15 protein-coding genes are annotated in these 17,446 nt (G+C 65.1%); 13 read left to right on the top strand and 2 right to left on the bottom strand.

Annotation, left to right across the window (positions count from 1 at the left end):
• The first annotated feature begins 142 nt into the window (after nt 1-142).
• The 3 genes from J2R76_RS26990 to J2R76_RS27000 all read left to right on the top strand — a co-directional run bounded on the left by J2R76_RS26990 (nt 143) and on the right by J2R76_RS27000 (nt 2,600).
• Nucleotides 143-559 (top strand): helix-turn-helix domain-containing protein, encoded by a 417-nt coding sequence (locus tag J2R76_RS26990; protein ID WP_028335515.1) that lies wholly within the window; start codon nt 143-145, stop codon nt 557-559.
• A gap of 179 nt (nt 560-738) precedes the next feature.
• Complete coding sequence (locus J2R76_RS26995) at nt 739-1,863, top strand: M20 family metallopeptidase (protein ID WP_057015302.1); 1,125 nt, start codon at nt 739-741, stop codon at nt 1,861-1,863.
• On the top strand, nt 1,860-2,600 hold the full coding sequence (locus J2R76_RS27000) for a tRNA (guanine(46)-N(7))-methyltransferase TrmB (protein WP_057015301.1): 741 nt from the start codon (nt 1,860-1,862) through the stop codon (nt 2,598-2,600). The genes J2R76_RS26995 and J2R76_RS27000 overlap by 4 nt, the downstream gene beginning before the upstream one ends.
• A gap of 90 nt (nt 2,601-2,690) precedes the next feature.
• Here the strand turns inward: J2R76_RS27000 and J2R76_RS27005 are convergent, their stop codons facing one another.
• Complete coding sequence (locus J2R76_RS27005; protein ID WP_057015300.1) at nt 2,691-3,533, bottom strand: phytanoyl-CoA dioxygenase family protein; 843 nt, start codon at nt 3,531-3,533, stop codon at nt 2,691-2,693.
• Nucleotides 3,534-3,798: 265 nt separating this feature from the next.
• On the opposite strand from J2R76_RS27005, the gene J2R76_RS27010 reads away from it, so the two are divergent.
• The gene (locus J2R76_RS27010; protein WP_253625200.1) at nt 3,799-4,635 is read left to right on the top strand and encodes an IS5 family transposase; all 837 of its coding nucleotides are present in this window, start codon (nt 3,799-3,801) and stop codon (nt 4,633-4,635) included.
• 50 nt (nt 4,636-4,685) lie between these two features.
• Here the strand turns inward: J2R76_RS27010 and J2R76_RS27015 are convergent, their stop codons facing one another.
• Nucleotides 4,686-5,756 carry a DUF2336 domain-containing protein gene (locus tag J2R76_RS27015; protein WP_076824503.1) on the bottom strand — a complete coding sequence of 357 codons (1,071 nt, stop codon included), beginning with the start codon at nt 5,754-5,756 and terminating at the stop codon, nt 4,686-4,688.
• 347 nt (nt 5,757-6,103) lie between these two features.
• On the opposite strand from J2R76_RS27015, the gene rimP reads away from it, so the two are divergent.
• From rimP to J2R76_RS27060, 9 genes are all read left to right on the top strand, one after another.
• On the top strand, nt 6,104-6,892 hold the full coding sequence (rimP, locus tag J2R76_RS27020) for a ribosome maturation factor RimP (RefSeq protein ID WP_016840382.1): 789 nt from the start codon (nt 6,104-6,106) through the stop codon (nt 6,890-6,892).
• 3 nt (nt 6,893-6,895) lie between these two features.
• The gene (gene nusA / locus J2R76_RS27025) at nt 6,896-8,512 is read left to right on the top strand and encodes a transcription termination factor NusA (protein WP_057015297.1); all 1,617 of its coding nucleotides are present in this window, start codon (nt 6,896-6,898) and stop codon (nt 8,510-8,512) included.
• A 15-nt stretch (nt 8,513-8,527) separates the two neighbouring features.
• A complete protein-coding gene (locus tag J2R76_RS27030; protein ID WP_057015296.1) occupies nt 8,528-9,214 on the top strand; it encodes an RNA-binding protein in 687 nt (228 codons plus the stop codon).
• Between the two features lie 107 nt (nt 9,215-9,321).
• Nucleotides 9,322-12,021: a translation initiation factor IF-2 gene (gene infB / locus J2R76_RS27035; RefSeq protein ID WP_253625201.1), complete on the top strand. Its 2,700-nt coding sequence runs from the start codon at nt 9,322-9,324 to the stop codon at nt 12,019-12,021.
• Nucleotides 12,022-12,195: 174 nt separating this feature from the next.
• Nucleotides 12,196-12,606: a 30S ribosome-binding factor RbfA gene (gene rbfA / locus J2R76_RS27040; protein ID WP_028343913.1), complete on the top strand. Its 411-nt coding sequence runs from the start codon at nt 12,196-12,198 to the stop codon at nt 12,604-12,606.
• The gene (truB, locus tag J2R76_RS27045; protein ID WP_253625202.1) at nt 12,606-13,715 is read left to right on the top strand and encodes a tRNA pseudouridine(55) synthase TruB; all 1,110 of its coding nucleotides are present in this window, start codon (nt 12,606-12,608) and stop codon (nt 13,713-13,715) included. The genes rbfA and truB overlap by 1 nt, the downstream gene beginning before the upstream one ends.
• Before the next feature lie 2 nt (nt 13,716-13,717).
• Complete coding sequence (gene rpsO / locus J2R76_RS27050) at nt 13,718-13,987, top strand: 30S ribosomal protein S15 (RefSeq protein WP_016844725.1); 270 nt, start codon at nt 13,718-13,720, stop codon at nt 13,985-13,987.
• Between the two features lie 314 nt (nt 13,988-14,301).
• Nucleotides 14,302-16,464, top strand: coding sequence for a polyribonucleotide nucleotidyltransferase (pnp, locus tag J2R76_RS27055; protein ID WP_050383431.1), 2,163 nt, complete (start codon nt 14,302-14,304; stop codon nt 16,462-16,464).
• Between the two features lie 206 nt (nt 16,465-16,670).
• On the top strand, nt 16,671-17,405 hold the full coding sequence (locus tag J2R76_RS27060; RefSeq protein ID WP_076824497.1) for a superoxide dismutase: 735 nt from the start codon (nt 16,671-16,673) through the stop codon (nt 17,403-17,405).
• The last annotated feature ends 41 nt before the right edge of the window (nt 17,406-17,446 follow it).

Consider the following 17,446-nt stretch of genomic DNA (forward strand, 5'->3'; position numbering starts at 1 on the left):
AAGCCAAGTCAGCCCCTTTGCGCAAATTGTCCGCATTTCGTCCCGATCCTCCTTGCAGGATTTGACGGCACCGGCGCCTGAGGCATACTCCACTTCCAACTTGCCTCATCCACGGGCGCGCAATCCCTTAGGAGAGTTGGAGATGTCCACCAAAGCGCCCAATCCTGTTGACAAATATGTCGGCAGCCGCGTCCGTATGCGACGCATCATGCTCGGCATGAGCCAGGAGAAACTGGGCGAGGCGCTAGGCCTGACGTTCCAGCAGGTGCAGAAATACGAGAAGGGCACCAACCGCGTCGGCGCCAGCCGGCTGCAGCAGATCTCCGAAATCCTGCAGGTGCCGGTCTCCTTCCTGTTCGACGGCGGCCCGAGCGGGGTCAAGACCGCCGACGGCTTCAGCGAGGGTGCCTCGCCGACCTACGTCTCCGATTTTCTGGCAACCGCCGAGGGCCTGGCCCTGACCCGCGCCTTCACGCGGATTGCGGACGCCAAGCTCCGCCGCAGCATCGTCGAACTTGTCGAGCAGATCGCGGCGCGCGAGGCGGCCGAGCAGGCCTGATTCAGCCATATCCGTTTGAGAGATCGTCAAATCTGGAATATGCCATTCCGGCGCGCGCCAACGCGATGAGCTCAGCTTGAGCATCATCGCGCTTGAGCGCCTCCTTTGAGCATGATTCCTGATCGTGCTTCGGCGCGTGCGCGCAATGACAAAGCGAACTCACAGGCGACGACAACAGCATGTCCAGCAATCCGTTCGAAACCGCCGTGATTCTCGACGGCATCCGCCGCTGGGTCGAGATCGAATCTCCGACCGAGCGGCCCGATCAGGTCAACAAGCTGGCTGATCTCGTCGCGTCGGGCTATCGCGACCTGCCGGCCACGGTGGAGCGCATTGCGGGACGCGACGGCTGCGGCGACCACCTGGTGACGCGCTCGTCCTGGGGCCAGGACGCGCCGGGCATCCTGGTGCTGAGCCATCTCGACACAGTTCATCCGATGGGATTCATCGAACGGTTACCATTCAAGGTCGACGGCGACAGCGCCTTCGGCCCCGGCATCTACGACATGAAGGGCGGAGCCTACCTCGCCCATCATGCGTTCAGGCAGGTCTGCGCCGACGGCGCGCGCCCGCCGCTCGGCATCACCCAGCTCTACGTATCGGACGAGGAGATCGGCAGCCCGACCTCGCGGGCGCTGATCGAGGCCGAGGGCCGCAAGGCGAAATACGTGCTGGTGACCGAGCCGGCGCGCGACGGCGGCAAGATCGTCACCGGACGCAAGGGCGTTGCGCGTTTCGACGTGTTCATCAAGGGCGCGCCGGCCCATGCCGGCACGCGCCCCGAGGACGGCCGCAGCGCGATCCGGGAGCTCGGCAATGTGATCCAGGCGCTGGAGGCGATGAACGACCTGAAGCGCGGCGTCACCGTCAATGTCGGCGTCGTCCGCGGCGGCACCAAGCCGAACGTGATCGCCGAGGAGGCCTATGCGGAAGTCGACATGCGCGTGCCGACGATGGCCGACGCCGACGAGCTGGTGCCGAGGATCCTCGGAATCACCTCACGCACCGAGGGCGTCAGCGTGAAGATATCGGGCGAATTGAACCGTCCGCCCTATGAGAAAAGCAACGCCGGCGCCGCGCTCTACGAGCACGCCAAGGGGCTGGCCGCCGAGCTCGGCTTCGAGCTGGTGGATGTGTTCACCGGTGGCGGCTCCGACGGCAATTTCACCGCGCCACACACGGCGACCCTCGACGGCCTCGGCGTCGACGGCAAGGGCGCGCATACCCATTACGAGCAGCTCTACATCTCGTCGATCGAGCCGCGCGCGCGGCTGCTCCACCGTCTCTATCAAACGCTGCGATGACACCGGCTCCAGGCGACCGCGGCGATCGCGATTCCCCCGACGACGGCGCGATGGCGCATGCGCGCGGCTCGTTCTTCGGACGGCGCAAGGGCCACAAGCTGCGCCCGCATCAGGCCGACCTGATCGACACTCTGCTGCCGCATCTGGCGGTCGACATCTCGGCGCCCGCGCCCGAGGCGCTGACCGAGTTGTTCGATGACGGCATCGAGAATGTCAGGCTCGAGATCGGCTTCGGCGGCGGCGAGCATCTGATCGCGGAGGCACAGGCCTTTCCGGCCACGGGCTTCATCGGCTGCGAGCCCTATGTCAACGGCATGGCGAAGATCCTGACTCAGATCGAGGCGCTGAATATCGGCAATATCCGCCTGTTCGCCGGCGACGCGGCCGAACTGCTGGCCTGGGCGCCGACGCGTTCGCTTGCGCGCATCGACCTGATCCATCCCGATCCCTGGCCGAAGCGGCGGCACTGGAAGCGGCGCTTCGTGCAGGATGCGACGGTCGCTGCGATGACACGATTGCTGCCGCCGGGCGGCGAATTCCGCTTCGTCAGCGACATCGACGACTATTGCGCCTGGACGCTGGCGCATCTGATGCGCTCGCCCGACTTCGCCTGGCTCGCCGAGCGCGCGATCGACTGGCAGCAGCCGTGGCCGAACTACACAATGACGCGCTACGGCGCCAAGGCCGAGCGCGAAGGGCGCAAGGCGGCGTATTTGAGGTTCAAGCGCTTGCCTTGACGCCGTCATTCCGGGGCGTGCGAAGCACGAACCCGGAATCTCGAGGTTCCGGGTTCAATGCTTCGCATCGCCCCGGAATGACGGATATCTTCACGCCTGCCCCGCCAGCCGCGCCTTCCTGACGTCGGTCGCCTCCCACACCATCCGCTTGCCGCGCTCGCGGCCGAGCAGCTCGATCGGATCGTGATTGTCGATGTGGCCGAACTGGCCCTTGTAGACGCTGTAGCCGCACAATTCCTGCAGCCGGCGCGGAAAGCGAGCCGCGGTCTCGCGCGGAATGCCGAGCTGCAGGTTCTCCTGCTGCCGCATCCAGCCCCAGCAATAGGCGCAGGAGAAGGCAAAGCGCCTGGCGTCGCTGCTGTTGGCGCCGCCGCCATGCCACAGCGCGCTGTCGAACAGCATCACGCTGCCGGCCGGCATGGTCGCGGTGACCGCGTCGTACTCCTTGCCGTATTCGGGCGACAAATCGAATTTGTGGCTGCGCGGGATGATCCGCGTCGCGCCGTTATCTTCGCGGAAATCGGACAGCGCCCAGATCGCATTGATCGTGATCGGAATGTGCGGCCGCGGCAACGGGATCAATTGGGTGTCTTCGTGAATCGGCTGCGCTTCCTGGCCGGGCCCGAGCACCAGCGAGCAGAACGACGACAGCAGGCATTCCCTGTCCAGCACGCGTTCGACCACCGGCAGCACGTTGTCATGCAGCGGCACCTCCCAGAACAGATCGTCATAGGTCAGGAGGTTGTTGATGCGCAGCGTCTTGAAGCCTTCGAACGACGTCCTGGCAGGTGCGAGATTGTGCTCGCTCTCGATTCTCAGCACCGCCGCCTTCAACCCCTCGACCAGGTCGGGCGAGGCGGCGCGCTCGATCACGGTGTATCCGTCGTCGCGGATCCGCGCGGCGTGCGTTTGGATGTCGGCGTCCGTCAGCATGGCAATCTCCCTGTTGGCGCTGTGTCGCGCCTTGCGGAAAGCATAGCGGAACGATTTTGGGTTTGGGAAGTGTGCACGATGATCCGTCATGCTGAGGAGGCCGCAAAGCGGCCGTCTCGAAGCACGACGGCCCGGCTGCAACAGCGTGGCCGTGCATCCTTCGAGACGCGGCTGCGGCGCTCCTCAGAGCCTGACTGAAAAATGGGTGAGTGATCTCAGTGGGGTGTGATTCCATCGGATTTGCAAAGATTCGAGGGAGAGCACGATGCCCTGGACCAAGATCACTCGGGAGCAATATCGGCGGGACGATCTGCGTTATGCAAGCGATATGACCGATGCGGAGTGGGCGGTGATCAGACGCCTGTTGCCGCGAGCGAACCGGCGCGGCCGGCCGCGTAAGACGGAGCTGCGTCGTGTGATCGAAGCGATCCTCTATATCGTTTCGACCGGCTGCCAGTGGCGGGCGTTGCCGCAGGAGTTCCCGCCCTATTCGACGGTGCAGGGCTATTTTTATAGATGGCGGGATACAGGCCGGTGGCAGAGGATTGTCAGCGTGCTTGTCCGACGGGCGCGAAAAAAGCTTGGACGGACACCGAAGCCGACGGCAGCCGTGATCGACAGTCAAAGTGCGCCAACCACGCAAGCTGGCGGACCGCGCGGCTACGATGCAGGCAAGCGCATCTACGGCCGCAAGCGGCATATCGTGACGGATACCAATGGCCTCCTCCTTGGGGTTCATGTTCATCCGGCCAACGTTCAGGACTGCCATGGCGCCGTACCGCTGCTGAAGAACGTGCGAATGAACTTCCCCCGGCTGCGCCACGTCTTTGCCGACCGGGTCTACCGCGGAAATCAACTCCTCGACGCGCTCTCAGACTGCGGTCCATGGACTGTCGAGATCGTCGAGCGGCCTCAAGGCGTCAAAGGCTTCCAGCTTCTGCCGAGGCGGTGGGTGGTTGAACGCACATTCGCTTGGTTCGGCAGATGCCGCCGCCTCGCCAAGGACTTCGAGGCGACGGTGGCAACCGAAGCTGCCTGGCTGCTGATTGCACACATCAGGCTCCTGACCCGCAGACTCGCGGCTGCAGCTAAGGTTGGGTGATTTATGAGTCAGACTCTCAGGATGACGGAGCCAAGAGCAGTTAGCGTGAACTAGCGCGACTTCCAGAACTCCACGACGCGCTGCGCCGTCGAGGGCATCAGGCGCACGAAATTCACCCGCGCACCTTCGATATCGGCAGGAGACGGCACGCGGTTCGGCCCGAGCCGCATCAGGATCAGGGCGCGCACGGTCGGCCATTCGAAGCCGATCGTCTTGCTGGCGATCAGGATCGGATCGTAACGGTCGCCGGAGATCAGGCGATCGAGCGTGACGATTTTCACGCCGGCCATCGCGGCGAGCGCCGCCACGCATTCCTCATATTTGAAGGCCTTTGCGAAGCCGGCCACCGCGGCCTCGTTCAATTCGCCGGCGCGATGCAGTGCCAGGATGGCGCGCTGCGCGGCCGTGAAATCGCGGCCCTCGACCTGAACGATCACGCCCTCGATCTCGGTCATCGCCAGCTTGATCTCGGCTTGGCGTTCCGGCTTGGCGACGGCATGCAGACGGCGGCGGATCACGTCGATCGAGCCGGCGAGCAGGCCCTTCAGATGCTCGGGCGGAAGATCATCGCGGCGGCCGATCCGCAGCGTCAGCACGCCGTCCTGGCTGGCGCGTTGCACGAGCGTCGTGAAGGAGGCGTCCGAGAACGCCGCGCCCGCATTGCCGGCCGCGCATCGGATGACGTCGCGATCGCCGCGTCGGACGAGGACGTCGGTCAGCGCAGTCGAGAGCTTCGATCGCTCGGCCATCGCGAGCAGATGGCCCTGGCCCTTGGCATTGGCGATCTCGACCAGCACCTTTTCGTCAATCACCGGCGATCGGCGCAGCAGCGGCCCCGCGATCGCGACCTCGTCGTCGCGGGCGAGCTGCCCGACCAGATGCCGCGGCGCGTTGGCGAGCAGCGCGAGCCGTTCGGCGAGATCGACCCGCGCGGCAAGCTCGGCATGCGGGACCAGGCTGGTCAGCACCCCGTCGAACAGGTCGATATGGTCGGGACGGAAGCTCGCGGCGCCCTGCAGGAACAGCTCGCCGAGCCGCCGCGCGGCCTCGGCGCGGCGCTTGGGGTCGCCGCGGCGAACGATATCGTCGAGTTCCGGGATCAGCGCAGGGGCTGTCGTCATGGGCCTTGTCCAACCGGCGACTTCTGCCGATTTTCGGCAATCTATGGTCTCGTTCGTAAACGGAGGGTTAGATCAATCCGGCATCCGGAGAGCCGTAAAATCGCCTCCCGCCGGACCCGGGGGCCTTGCCGGACCCGGGCAAAAGAGCTATATCCAGCGCAACTTATGGTATCTCATACGATCGCGTAGGAGAGTGGGCCCCCCGGGACCCGCTCTTTTTTATTACCTGACGGGACCCAACGAGGCCGGGTCCGGTTTGGGTAGCGTTAGCGGCCCCTTAAGGCCACCTGAACAACACAACAGACCTCGGCAGCCTTTAAGACCTTAGACAGCCTTTGACACTGGATATGACCGAACCGACCGCCACGTCCGTGGACACCGAACTGCTCGCCGAGCCGCGTCTCGTCGTCGAGCCCGGGGTCGCGGCGCGCGTCGCCGCGGTCGCGGTCCCGGTGCTGCAGGGCATGGGCTATCGCCTGGTGCGCATCAAGGTCTCGGGCGATGCCGGCTGCACCGTGCAGATCATGGCGGAGCGACCCGATGGCTCGATGCAGCTCGAGGATTGCGAGGCGATCTCGCGCGCGCTGTCGCCGGTGCTCGATGTCGCCGACCCGATCGAGCGTGCCTACCGGCTGGAAATCTCGTCGCCCGGCATCGACCGCCCGCTGGTGCGCCGCTCCGACTTCGAGCGCTACACCGGGCATCTCGTGAAGATCGAGATGGCGGTGGCGCATCAGGGCCGCAAGCGGTTTCGCGGCGTGCTTGCCGGCGTCGAGGGCGATGCGGTGCGCATCAGGCGCGACGATCCGCGTCCGGACGAGGACGCCGAGGTTCTCCTGGTGATGGAGGACATCTCGGACGCGCGGCTGGTGCTGACCGATGAGCTGATCGAGGAATCGATGCGCCGCGGCAAGGCCGCCGAGCGCGAGCTGCGCCGCGAGCTCGGCCTCGCGCCGCCGCAACCGGCCCACGCCAAGAAGAGCGATCCGGCGAAGAGCCAGAAGCCGAAACCCAAGCCTGGTGATAAGCCTGCTCACAAGCCCGGCAAGAAACCGGCTCCGACTAACACCAAAAAGCACCGCCTGGCGGCCGAGCGCGCGCGCCGTGGCGAGATCGATCCATCCGAAGGAGACTAAGCCATGGCAGTCAGCGCCAACAAACTCGAACTGCTGCAGATCGCAGACGCAGTTGCGCGCGAAAAGTCGATCGACCGCTCCATCGTGATCGCGGCGATGGAAGACGCCATCGCCAAGGCCGCGCGTGCCCGCTACGGCAGCGAGACCGACGTCCATGCCGAGATCGATGCCAAGAAGGGCGAGCTGCGACTGACCCGACACATGCTGGTGGTCGACGTCGTCGAAAACTCGTCGAACCAGATTTCGCTGCACGACGCGCAGCGCGCCAATCCGGGCGCTCAGGTCGGCGACACCATCGCCGACACGCTGCCGCCGCTGGAATATGGCCGCATTGCCGCGCAGTCGGCCAAGCAGGTGATCGTGCAGAAGGTGCGCGAGGCCGAGCGCGACCGGCAGTACCAGGAATTCAAGGACCGCATCGGCGACATCGTCAACGGCATCGTCAAGCGCGTCGAATATGGCAGCGTGATCGTCGACCTCGGCCGTGGCGAAGCGATCGTGCGCCGCGACGAGATGCTGCCGCGCGAAGTGTTCCGCAACGGCGACCGCGTCCGCGCCTATATCTTCGACGTCCGCCGCGAGACCCGCGGTCCGCAGATCTTCCTGTCGCGCACCCATCCGCAGTTCATGGCGAAGCTGTTCGCGCAGGAAGTGCCGGAGATCTACGACGGCATCGTCGAGATCAAGGCGGTCGCCCGCGATCCGGGCTCGCGCGCCAAGATCGGCGTGATCTCGCGCGATTCCTCGGTCGACCCGGTCGGCGCCTGCGTCGGCATGCGCGGCTCGCGCGTGCAGGCCGTGGTGAACGAGCTGCAGGGCGAGAAGATCGACATCATCCCGTGGTCGCCCGACATCGCGACCTTCGTCGTCAACGCGCTGGCGCCGGCTGAAGTCGCCAAGGTCGTGATCGACGAGGACCGCGAGCGCATCGAGGTCGTGGTTCCCGACACCAATAACCAGCTGTCGCTTGCGATCGGCCGCCGCGGCCAGAACGTCCGCCTCGCCTCGCAGCTGACCGGCTGGGACATCGACATCCTGACCGAGCAGGAAGAGTCGGAGCGCCGCCAGGCCGACTTCGAGAACTCGACCCGCGTGTTCATGGAAGCGCTCAATGTCGACGAGGTGGTCGGCCAGCTGCTCGCCTCCGAAGGCTTCACCTCGGTCGAGGAACTCGCGCTGGTCGATGTCAAGGAACTCGCAGGCATCGAGGGTTTCGACGAGGAGACCGCCACCGAGCTGCAGACCCGCGCCCGCGAATATCTGGAACAGCTTGAGGCGGAACTGGAAGCCAAGCGCAAGGAACTCGGCGTCGAGGACGCCATGAAGGACGTGCCCGGCATCACCGGCAAGATGCTGGTCAAGCTCGGCGAGAACGACGTGAAGACGGTCGAGGATCTCGCCGGCTGCGCCACCGACGATCTGGTCGGCTGGACCGAGCGCAAGGAAGGCGGCGAACCGACCAAGCATGCCGGGTTCCTCGACGGCATCGAGATCTCGCGCGACGAGGCCGAGGCCGTGATCATGCAGGCCCGTCTGAAGGCCGGCTGGATCACCGAGGCCGACCTCGCCAAGCCTGCCGAGGAGGCCGAGGCCGCCGAAGCAGAAACGACGGCTTCGTAAGGAGATGCCCCACGGATGCTGGCTCAGGCTGACCCCGATCTCGACGATGGGCCGCGGACGCAGAAGTCCGCGACCACGCGGATGTGCGCGGTCAGCCGCGAGGTGCGTCCGATCGACGAGCTGATCCGGTTCGTCGTCGCGCCCACAGGCGAGGTGATCCCGGATATCAAGCGCAAGCTGCCCGGCCGCGGACTCTGGGTTTCCGCGTCGCGGCGCAGCGTTGCGGAAGCGGTCCGCCGTCACCAATTTAGCAAGGGATTCAAGCGCGACGTCCGCGTCGCGCCGACCCTTCCCACCGATACCGACACCCTCCTGGTGCGCAGCGTCACCGAGGCCCTGGCAATGGCCGCCAAGGCCGGTCAGGTCGTTTCGGGCTTCGGCAAGGTCGAGGACGCACTCAACCGGAACGAAACTGCAGCCCTGATCCACGCTTCCGACGGCGCGGCGGACGGAATCCGCAAATTGGACGCGATCGTGGGGCAAAGGGGCGAAAAACGTGGTGAATCGCCGGTAATCCCCGTCGTCAATGTTTTGACGTCGGAAGAATTGGATTTGGCACTTGGGCGGTCAAATGTGATACATGCTGCGCTGCTCGCGGGCCCGGCGAGCAAGACGTTCCTGTCGCGCTGCCAGATGCTGGTCCGATACCGGATGGCCGACGACGACAAGACCGCCGAAGCGGCCAGAAATTCCAGAGCGTGATCCGGGAAGGCGGACGCCGTCTTTCCGACCGGTCATGCTCAGCAAACGACGACACGTTGAAGGATTTGTGCGGCAAACGCACAGCGAAACGAGATTAGGACTGCTGAATGGTTGATACCAAGACCCCTGGCGACAAGACTTTGAGTGTCCCGAGCAAGACGTTGTCGCTGAAGCCGCGCGTCGAGACGGGCACCGTGCGCCAGAGCTTCAGCCACGGCCGGACCAAGCAGGTCGTGGTCGAGAAGCGCGGCAAGCGTCGCGTCGGTGGCGATGGTCCTCCCGGCGAGGCGCACGCGCCGGAACCCGTGGTTGCAAAGCCTGCGGCGCCGGCCGCCAGGCCGCCGCTCGGCCGCCCCTCAGGCCCGCCTCCCGGCCAGCAACAGCGTAACACCCGCTCCGGCGTGGTGCTGCCGACCCTGACCGAGGACGAGCGTTCCGCGCGCGCCAGCGCGCTGGCCGACGCCCGTCAGCGCGACATCGAGGAGCGCCGCCAGGCCGAAGAGGAAGCCAAGCGCCGCGCCGTCCGCGAGGCTGCCGAGAAGGCAGAGCGCGAGGCCGCCGAAACCCGCCGCAAAGCGGAAGAGGAGCGCCACCGCCACGAGGAAGAGGCCAAGCGCAAGGCCGAGGTCGAGGCCAAGCGCCGCTTTGGCGAGGGCGAAGCCAAACCCGGCGCTCCGGCCACAACAGCGGCCAGGCCCGCGACAGCCGCACCTGCGTCTGCTCCGCCTGCCCGCGCGCCCGCAGCACGCCCGACCACCACGACAACCGCGCGCGCACCAGCCTCTGCGCCGCGGCCGGCGGCAGTTGCGGCCGGGCCGGACGAAGACGAAGGTCCGCGCCTGGTGCGCCGCCCCGGCGGCGCCGTGCGCCCCGCCGCAGCTCCGAAGACCACCCACAAGCCCGGCCCGCAGAAGGAGCGCGGCCGCCTCACTCTGACCACTGCGCTCAACGCCGACGACGTGCGCGAGCGTTCGATCGCCTCGTTCCGCCGCCGCACCCAGCGCCTGAAGGGGCATGCGTCGAACGAACCGAAGGAAAAGCTGATCCGCGAGGTCACCATTCCGGAAGCGATCACGATCCAGGAACTCGCGAACCGCATGTCGGAACGCGCGGTCGACGTCATCCGCATGCTGATGAAGCAGGGCGCGATGCACAAGATCACCGACGTGATCGATGCCGACACTGCGCAACTGATCGCCGAAGAACTCGGCCACAGCGTCAAGCGCGTCGCGGCGTCCGACGTGGAAGAGGGCCTGTTCGACGTCGTCGACAATTCCACCGACACCGAGCCGCGCTCGCCGGTGGTCACCGTCATGGGTCACGTCGACCACGGCAAGACCTCGCTGCTCGACGCGCTGCGCCACGCCAACGTCGTATCGGGCGAAGCCGGCGGCATCACCCAGCATATCGGCGCCTACCAGGTGCTGTCGCCCGAGAGCGGCACCAAGATCACCTTCATCGACACACCCGGCCACGCCGCGTTCACCGCGATGCGCGCCCGCGGCGCCAAGGTCACCGACATCGTCGTGCTGGTGGTCGCGGCCGATGACGGCGTGATGCCGCAGACGATCGAGGCGATCAATCACGCCAAGGCGGCCAAGGTGCCGATGATCGTGGCGATCAACAAGATCGACAAGCCGGATGCGCGGCCGGAGCGCGTGCGCACCGAGTTGCTCCAGCACGAGGTGCAGGTCGAATCGCTCGGCGGCGACGTCGTCGACGTCGAGGTTTCGGCCAAGAACAAGACCAATCTCGACAAGCTGCTCGAGATGATCGCGCTGCAGGCTGAAATCCTCGACCTGAAGACCAACTCGGAGCGTCCGGCGGAAGGCACCGTGATCGAAGCCAAGCTCGATCGCGGACGCGGTCCGGTCGCGACCGTGCTGGTGCAGCGCGGCACGCTGCGCGTCGGCGACATCATCGTGGCCGGCGCCGAGATGGGCCGCGTCCGCGCCTTGATCTCCGACCAGGGCGAGAATCTCGAAGAGGCCGGCCCTTCGGTGCCGGTCGAGGTGCTCGGCTTCAACGGCCCGCCGGAAGCCGGCGATCGTCTCGCCGTGGTCGAGAACGAAGCCCGCGCCCGTCAGGTCACGAGCTATCGCGCGCACCAGAAGCGCGAGAATGCCGCGGCCTCGATCTCGGGCATGCGCGGCTCGCTCGAGCAGATGATGTCGCAGCTCAAGACCGCGGGCCGCAAGGAGTTCCCGCTGATCGTCAAGGCCGACGTGCAGGGCTCGCTGGAAGCGATCCTGGGCTCGCTCGAGAAGCTCGGCACCGACGAAGTCGCCGCCCGCATCCTGCATGCCGGCGTCGGCGGCATCTCGGAATCCGACGTCACGCTGGCGGAAGGCTTCAACGCCGCGATCATCGGCTTCTCGGTCCGCGCCAACAAGGAAGCGGCGGCCGCGGCCAAGCGCAACGGCATCGAGATCCGCTACTACAACATCATCTACGACCTCGTGGATGACATCAAAAAGGCGATGTCCGGCCTGCTCGCGCCTACGCTGCGCGAAACCATGCTGGGCAACGCGCAGATCCTGGAAGTGTTCAACATTTCCAAGGTCGGCAAGGTCGCGGGTTGCCGCGTCACCGACGGCACCGTGGAACGCGGCGCCAATGTTCGCCTGATCCGCGACAACGTCGTGGTGCACGAAGGCAAGCTGTCGACGCTGAAGCGCTTCAAGGATGAAGTGAAGGAAGTGGTCGCCGGCCAGGAGTGTGGCATGGCGTTCGAGAACTACGGCGACATGCGTGTCGGCGACGTGATCGAGTGTTACCGCATCGAGACGATCCAGCGCTCTCTGTAAGTCCAAATCTTACGAAGCGCAGATCTTGCTAGGCGTTGGGTCCATTTAACTGAAAATGCGACGGCGTGGCCGGACTTTAGTCCGGCCACCAGCGCATCGTCCGATTGAAAGCAAAGCAAGGACATTGATGCCCGCGGCCACGGCTGGCGGGCGCGACGGTTTTGGAAAAAGGTCATGCCCCGTCAAAAGAAGAGTTCCAGCCCCGGCGGATCGCAACGTCAGCTGCGCGTCGGCGAAACGGTTCGCCATGCAGTTGCCGAGATTCTGTCACAGGGTGAGGTTCACGATCCTGATCTGGAAGGCCACATCATCACCGTTCCCGAGGTGCGTATGTCGCCGGATCTGAAGCTCGCCACGATCTACGTGATGCCGCTCGGCGGACGCGACACCGACACGGTGATATCCGCGCTCGAGCGCAACAAGAAGTTCCTTCGCGGCGAGATCGCGCACCGCGTCAACCTGAAATTTGCACCCGACATTCGCTTCCGCGTCGATGAGCGGTTCGACGAGGCGGAGCGCATCGAGAAACTACTGCGGACACCTGCGGTGCAGCGAGACCTTGCACCCGATTCGGACGACGAGTGATGACTGTGATGACGACCAACAGCGTTATCGACGCGAAGGATACCGACGCGCGCGACGCTGAGCGGGATGCTTTTGCCGGCCATCGCACCGACGATGCGCGCCGCACCAACAACGACCCGCGCCAGAAGCAGGGCAGGCAGAACCAGCAGCCGCGCCGCGACAAGCGCGACGTCCACGGCTGGGTGGTGCTCGACAAGCCGATCGGCATGACCTCGACGCAGGCGGTCGCGGTGCTCAAGCGCCTGTTCCAGGCCAAGCGCGCCGGCCATGCCGGCACGCTCGATCCGCTCGCCTCCGGCGGCTTGCCGATCGCGCTGGGCGAGGCCACCAAGACGGTGCCGTTCGTGATGGACGGCCGCAAGCGCTACCGCTTCACGGTGTGCTGGGGCGAGGAGCGCGACACCGACGACACCGAGGGGCGGCCGGTCAGGACCGGCGAGAGCCGGCCGACCGCCGATTCGATCCGGGAACTGTTGCCGCGCTTTACCGGGGTGATCGAGCAGATCCCGCCGCAATATTCGGCGATCAAGGTGCAGGGCGAGCGCGCCTATGATCTGGCGCGCGACGGCGAGACTGTGGAACTGAAGCCGCGCCCGGTCGAAATTCACGAATTAACCCTTGTGGAACATGGCGATAACGGCCAGTCCGTGTTCGAGGCCGAGTGCGGCAAGGGAACCTATGTCCGGGCGCTGGCCCGCGATATGGGCCGGATTCTGGGCTGTTTTGGCCATATCTGCGCCCTGCGGCGGACCCTTGTCGGTCCGTTTACCGAACGGGACATGATTCCGCTGGAACAGTTGGAGGCTTTATGCAATAGAGCCGCGTCTGGCGAGGGCAGCCTCGCCGACGCGCTTTTGCCCGTTGAGACCGCGCTGGACGACATCCCGGCACTGGCCGTCACACGGGCTGATGCGGCAAGGCTCCACAGGGGCCAGGCCGTTTTGTTGCGCGGACGGGATGCGCCCAATACCAGCGGCACAGTCTATGTCACGGTGGCAGGCCGGCTTCTCGCGCTTGCCGAAATTGGCAATGGCGAACTCATCCCCAAGCGCGTGTTCAACCTGAACGGACTGACTGCCGGTCCGGCTCGCAACCATGAAAGTAACTGACGATGTCGATTACCGCCGAACGCAAAGCGGAAGTCATCAAGACGAATGCCAACAAAGCCGGCGACACCGGCTCGCCCGAGGTTCAGGTCGCGATCCTGTCGGAACGCATCAATAACCTCACCGAGCACTTCAAGAGCCATGTGAAGGACAACCATTCACGCCGCGGCCTCCTGAAGCTCGTGTCGACGCGTCGTTCCCTGCTTGACTACATCAAGCGCAAGGACGAGGCGCGCTACAAGGCGCTGCTCGAAAAGCACAACATCCGTCGTTGATTTGAGAAGCACGCGCGCGAGGGTTCGCGCGCGTTTTCGCATGGTCGTCCGTGAACTCGGGCTTTCGAATTGTCGAAAGATGACCATGCGCAGCATGGCAGTCGCGCCATGCACACTAGCGTCCAGCAGCAATCCGGCCGCTGGGCCGGGCAAGATGCCCAGATGACCGAAAGGATGGACGCCATCCGAAATCCAGGGACCATGGCAGGATCGCCGGATGCTGATCGCGACAGCGCATCAGTGTCTCGCCGTCTTGGCATGGTCTTTGTGTTTCAGGGCGCCGTGCTTTCGTGAAACCATGAAAGAAAACCGAAATGTTCAATTCGCATTCCGTCGAAATCGACTGGGGTGGACGTCCCCTCAAACTTGAAACCGGCAAGATCGCCCGCCAGGCCGACGGCGCCGTGATGGCCACCTACGGCGAGACCGTGGTGCTTGCCACCGTCGTTGCGGCGAAGGCGCCGCGCGAGGGCGTCGACTTCCTGCCGCTCACGGTCGACTACCAGGAGAAGACCTACGCCGCGGGCCGCATTCCCGGCGGCTATTTCAAGCGCGAAGGCCGTCCGACCGAGAAGGAGACGCTGGTCTCCCGCCTGATCGACCGCCCGATCCGTCCGCTGTTCGTCGACGGCTGGCGCAACGAGACCCAGGTGATCGTCACCGTGCTCTCGCACGACATGGAGAACGATCCGGACATCGTGTCGCTGGTCGCCGCCTCCGCCGCCCTGACGCTGTCGGGCGCGCCGTTCAAGGGCCCGATCGGCGCCGCGCGCGTCGGCTTCGCCAATGACGAATACGTGCTCAACCCGACGCTGGACGAGATGACCGAGACCCAGCTCGATCTCGTCGTCGCCGGCACCGCCGACGCCGTGCTGATGGTCGAATCGGAAGCCAAGGAGCTCAACGAGGACGTGATGCTCGGCGCGGTCATGTTCGGCCACCGCCACTTCCAGCCGGTCATCAACGCGATCATCGAACTCGCCGAGAAGGCCGCCAAGGAGCCGCGCGAAGTCACCACGATCGACAATTCGGAGATCGAGAAGGAGATGCTCGGCATCGCCGAACAGGAGCTCCGCAAGGCCTATGCGATCCCGGTCAAGCAGGAACGCTATGCCGCGGTCGGCGCCGTCAAGGAGAAGGTGCTGGCGCACTTCTTCCCGGAAGGCCAGGAGCCGAAATACGACAAGCTTCGCGTCGCCGGCGTGTTCAAGGAACTGGAAGCCAAGATCGTTCGCTGGAACATCCTTGACACCGGCAAGCGCATCGACGGCCGTGACGCCAAGACCGTGCGCAACATCATCGCCGAAGCCGGCGTGCTGCCGCGCGCCCACGGCTCGGCGCTGTTCACCCGCGGTGAGACCCAGGCGATGGTCGTGACCACGCTCGGCACCGGCGAGGACGAGCAGTACATCGATGCACTGTCGGGGACGTACAAGGAAACGTTCCTGCTGCACTACAACTTCCCGCCCTACTCGGTCGGTGAAACCGGTCGCCTCGGCGGCACCAAGCGCCGCGAAATCGGCCACGGCAAGCTCGCCTGGCGCGCGATCCACCCGGTGCTGCCGCCGCATCACGAGTTCCCGTACACGATCCGCGTGGTCTCCGAGATCACTGAGTCGAACGGCTCGTCCTCGATGGCTTCGGTGTGCGGCGCGTCGCTGTCGCTGATGGACGCCGGCGTGCCGCTGAAGCGGCCGACCGCCGGTATCGCCATGGGCCTGATCCTCGAAGGTCAGCGCTTCGCGGTGCTGTCGGACATCCTCGGTGACGAGGATCATCTCGGCGACATGGACTTCAAGGTCGCCGGTACCGACCACGGCATCACCTCGCTCCAGATGGACATCAAGATCGAGGGCATCACCGAGGAGATCATGAAGGTTGCGCTTGGCCAGGCCAAGGAAGGGCGCATCCACATCCTCGGCGAGATGGCCAAGGCATTGACCGCGGCGCGCGCCGAGCTCGGCGAATACGCACCGCGCATCGAGACCTTCAAGATCGCCACCGACAAGATCCGCGAAGTGATCGGCACCGGCGGCAAGGTGATCCGCGAAATCGTCGAGAAGACCGGCGCTAAGGTCAACATCGAGGACGACGGCACCGTGAAGGTCGCCTCCAACGATGGCGAGGCGATGAAGGCTGCGATCAAGTGGATCAAGTCGATCGCCTCCGATCCGGAGGTCGGCCAGATCTACGAGGGCACCGTCGTCAAGGTGATGGAGTTCGGCGCGTTCGTAAACTTCTTCGGCGCCAAGGACGGCCTCGTCCACATCAGCCAGCTCGCGTCCAACCGCGTGCAGAAGACCTCCGACGTCGTCAAGGAAGGCGACAAGGTCAAGGTCAAGCTGCTCGGCTTCGACGATCGCGGCAAGACCCGCCTGTCGATGAAGGCGGTCGACCAGGAGACCGGCGAGGATCTCGAGGCCAAGCAGAAGACCGAAGCGCCGGCTGCGGCGCCGCGCGAAGCTGCCGGCGAGTAAGCCAGGGCAAATCGATTGTTACCAAATCGACTGTTACGAAAAGGGCGGCCCTGTGGCCGCCCTTTTTGGTTTGCCGAGATTGGACGCGAATCAATCTCCGCTGATCGGCATGCGCGATTTTGACCCGGCATTGTGACCGGATTCGCTGGAACCCGTTCACAACTCGGGCCTAACATCAGGAAGCTTTCCCAGCACGGAGAACCACGATGTCCTCGATGTCCCGACGCCATTTGATCATCGCAGCAGGCGGCATCGCCGCGGCCGCAGCCGCATCGCGCACGGCATTCGCGCAGGCCACGGCGCAGGTCCCAGCCGGACCGTTCAAGATCGATCCGCTGACCTATCCCACCAATGCGCTGGAGCCGCATATCGACGCCAAGACGATGGAAATCCATCACGACCGGCATCATCAGGCCTATGTCACCAACCTCAACAATTTCGCCAAGGACAATCCGCAGATCGCCGAGAAGCCGGTCGTCGAGGTGCTCGCCAATCTCGGCAGCGTGCCGGAGGCGATCCGTACCGGCGTTCGCAACAACATGGGCGGCCACGCCAACCACACCATGTTCTGGCAGATCATGGGGCCGAACGGCGGCAAGGCGGACGGCGAGGTGCTCGCCGCGATCGATCGCGACCTCGGCGGCATGGAAAAATTCCAGACCGATTTCAACGCCGCCGGCGGGCGCGTGTTCGGCTCCGGCTGGGTGTTCGTCACCGTGACCAAAGACGGCAAGCTCGCGATCGAGACGCGGCCGAACCAGGACAATCCGATCATGGACGGCAAGCGCGCGCTGCTCGGCAACGACGTCTGGGAGCACGCCTATTACCTGACCTACCAGAACCGCCGCCCCGATTATCTCAAGGCGTGGTGGAATACGGTGAACTGGAAGGCCGTGGCTGAGCGCTATGCGGCAGCAAAGGCCGGCACGCTCGGCGTGTGAGCCGCCGGGCTCGCCGGTCGCAAACAACTACGCTAGAGTTG

The organism is Bradyrhizobium sp. USDA 4532 (assembly GCF_024171315.1).
Classification (GTDB): domain Bacteria; phylum Pseudomonadota; class Alphaproteobacteria; order Rhizobiales; family Xanthobacteraceae; genus Bradyrhizobium; species Bradyrhizobium australafricanum.

Bases quoted from the DNA above. Each gene is read 5' to 3' on its own strand.
- truB (WP_253625202.1), top strand. From the start codon at position 12,606: ATGACTGTGATGACGACCAACAGCGTTATCGACGCGAAGGATACCGAC.
- J2R76_RS27010 (WP_253625200.1), top strand. From the start codon at position 3,799: ATGCCCTGGACCAAGATCACTCGGGAGCAATATCGGCGGGACGATCTG.
- J2R76_RS26990 (WP_028335515.1), top strand. From the start codon at position 143: ATGTCCACCAAAGCGCCCAATCCTGTTGACAAATATGTCGGCAGCCGC.
- nusA (WP_057015297.1), top strand. From the start codon at position 6,896: ATGGCAGTCAGCGCCAACAAACTCGAACTGCTGCAGATCGCAGACGCA.
- J2R76_RS27015 (WP_076824503.1), bottom strand. From the start codon at position 5,756: ATGACGACAGCCCCTGCGCTGATCCCGGAACTCGACGATATCGTTCGC.
- J2R76_RS27060 (WP_076824497.1), top strand. From the start codon at position 16,671: ATGTCCTCGATGTCCCGACGCCATTTGATCATCGCAGCAGGCGGCATC.
- J2R76_RS27030 (WP_057015296.1), top strand. From the start codon at position 8,528: ATGCTGGCTCAGGCTGACCCCGATCTCGACGATGGGCCGCGGACGCAG.
- pnp (WP_050383431.1), top strand. From the start codon at position 14,302: ATGTTCAATTCGCATTCCGTCGAAATCGACTGGGGTGGACGTCCCCTC.
- J2R76_RS27000 (WP_057015301.1), top strand. From the start codon at position 1,860: ATGACACCGGCTCCAGGCGACCGCGGCGATCGCGATTCCCCCGACGAC.
- rimP (WP_016840382.1), top strand. From the start codon at position 6,104: ATGACCGAACCGACCGCCACGTCCGTGGACACCGAACTGCTCGCCGAG.
- rbfA (WP_028343913.1), top strand. From the start codon at position 12,196: ATGCCCCGTCAAAAGAAGAGTTCCAGCCCCGGCGGATCGCAACGTCAG.
- infB (WP_253625201.1), top strand. From the start codon at position 9,322: ATGGTTGATACCAAGACCCCTGGCGACAAGACTTTGAGTGTCCCGAGC.
- rpsO (WP_016844725.1), top strand. From the start codon at position 13,718: ATGTCGATTACCGCCGAACGCAAAGCGGAAGTCATCAAGACGAATGCC.
- J2R76_RS26995 (WP_057015302.1), top strand. From the start codon at position 739: ATGTCCAGCAATCCGTTCGAAACCGCCGTGATTCTCGACGGCATCCGC.
- J2R76_RS27005 (WP_057015300.1), bottom strand. From the start codon at position 3,533: ATGCTGACGGACGCCGACATCCAAACGCACGCCGCGCGGATCCGCGAC.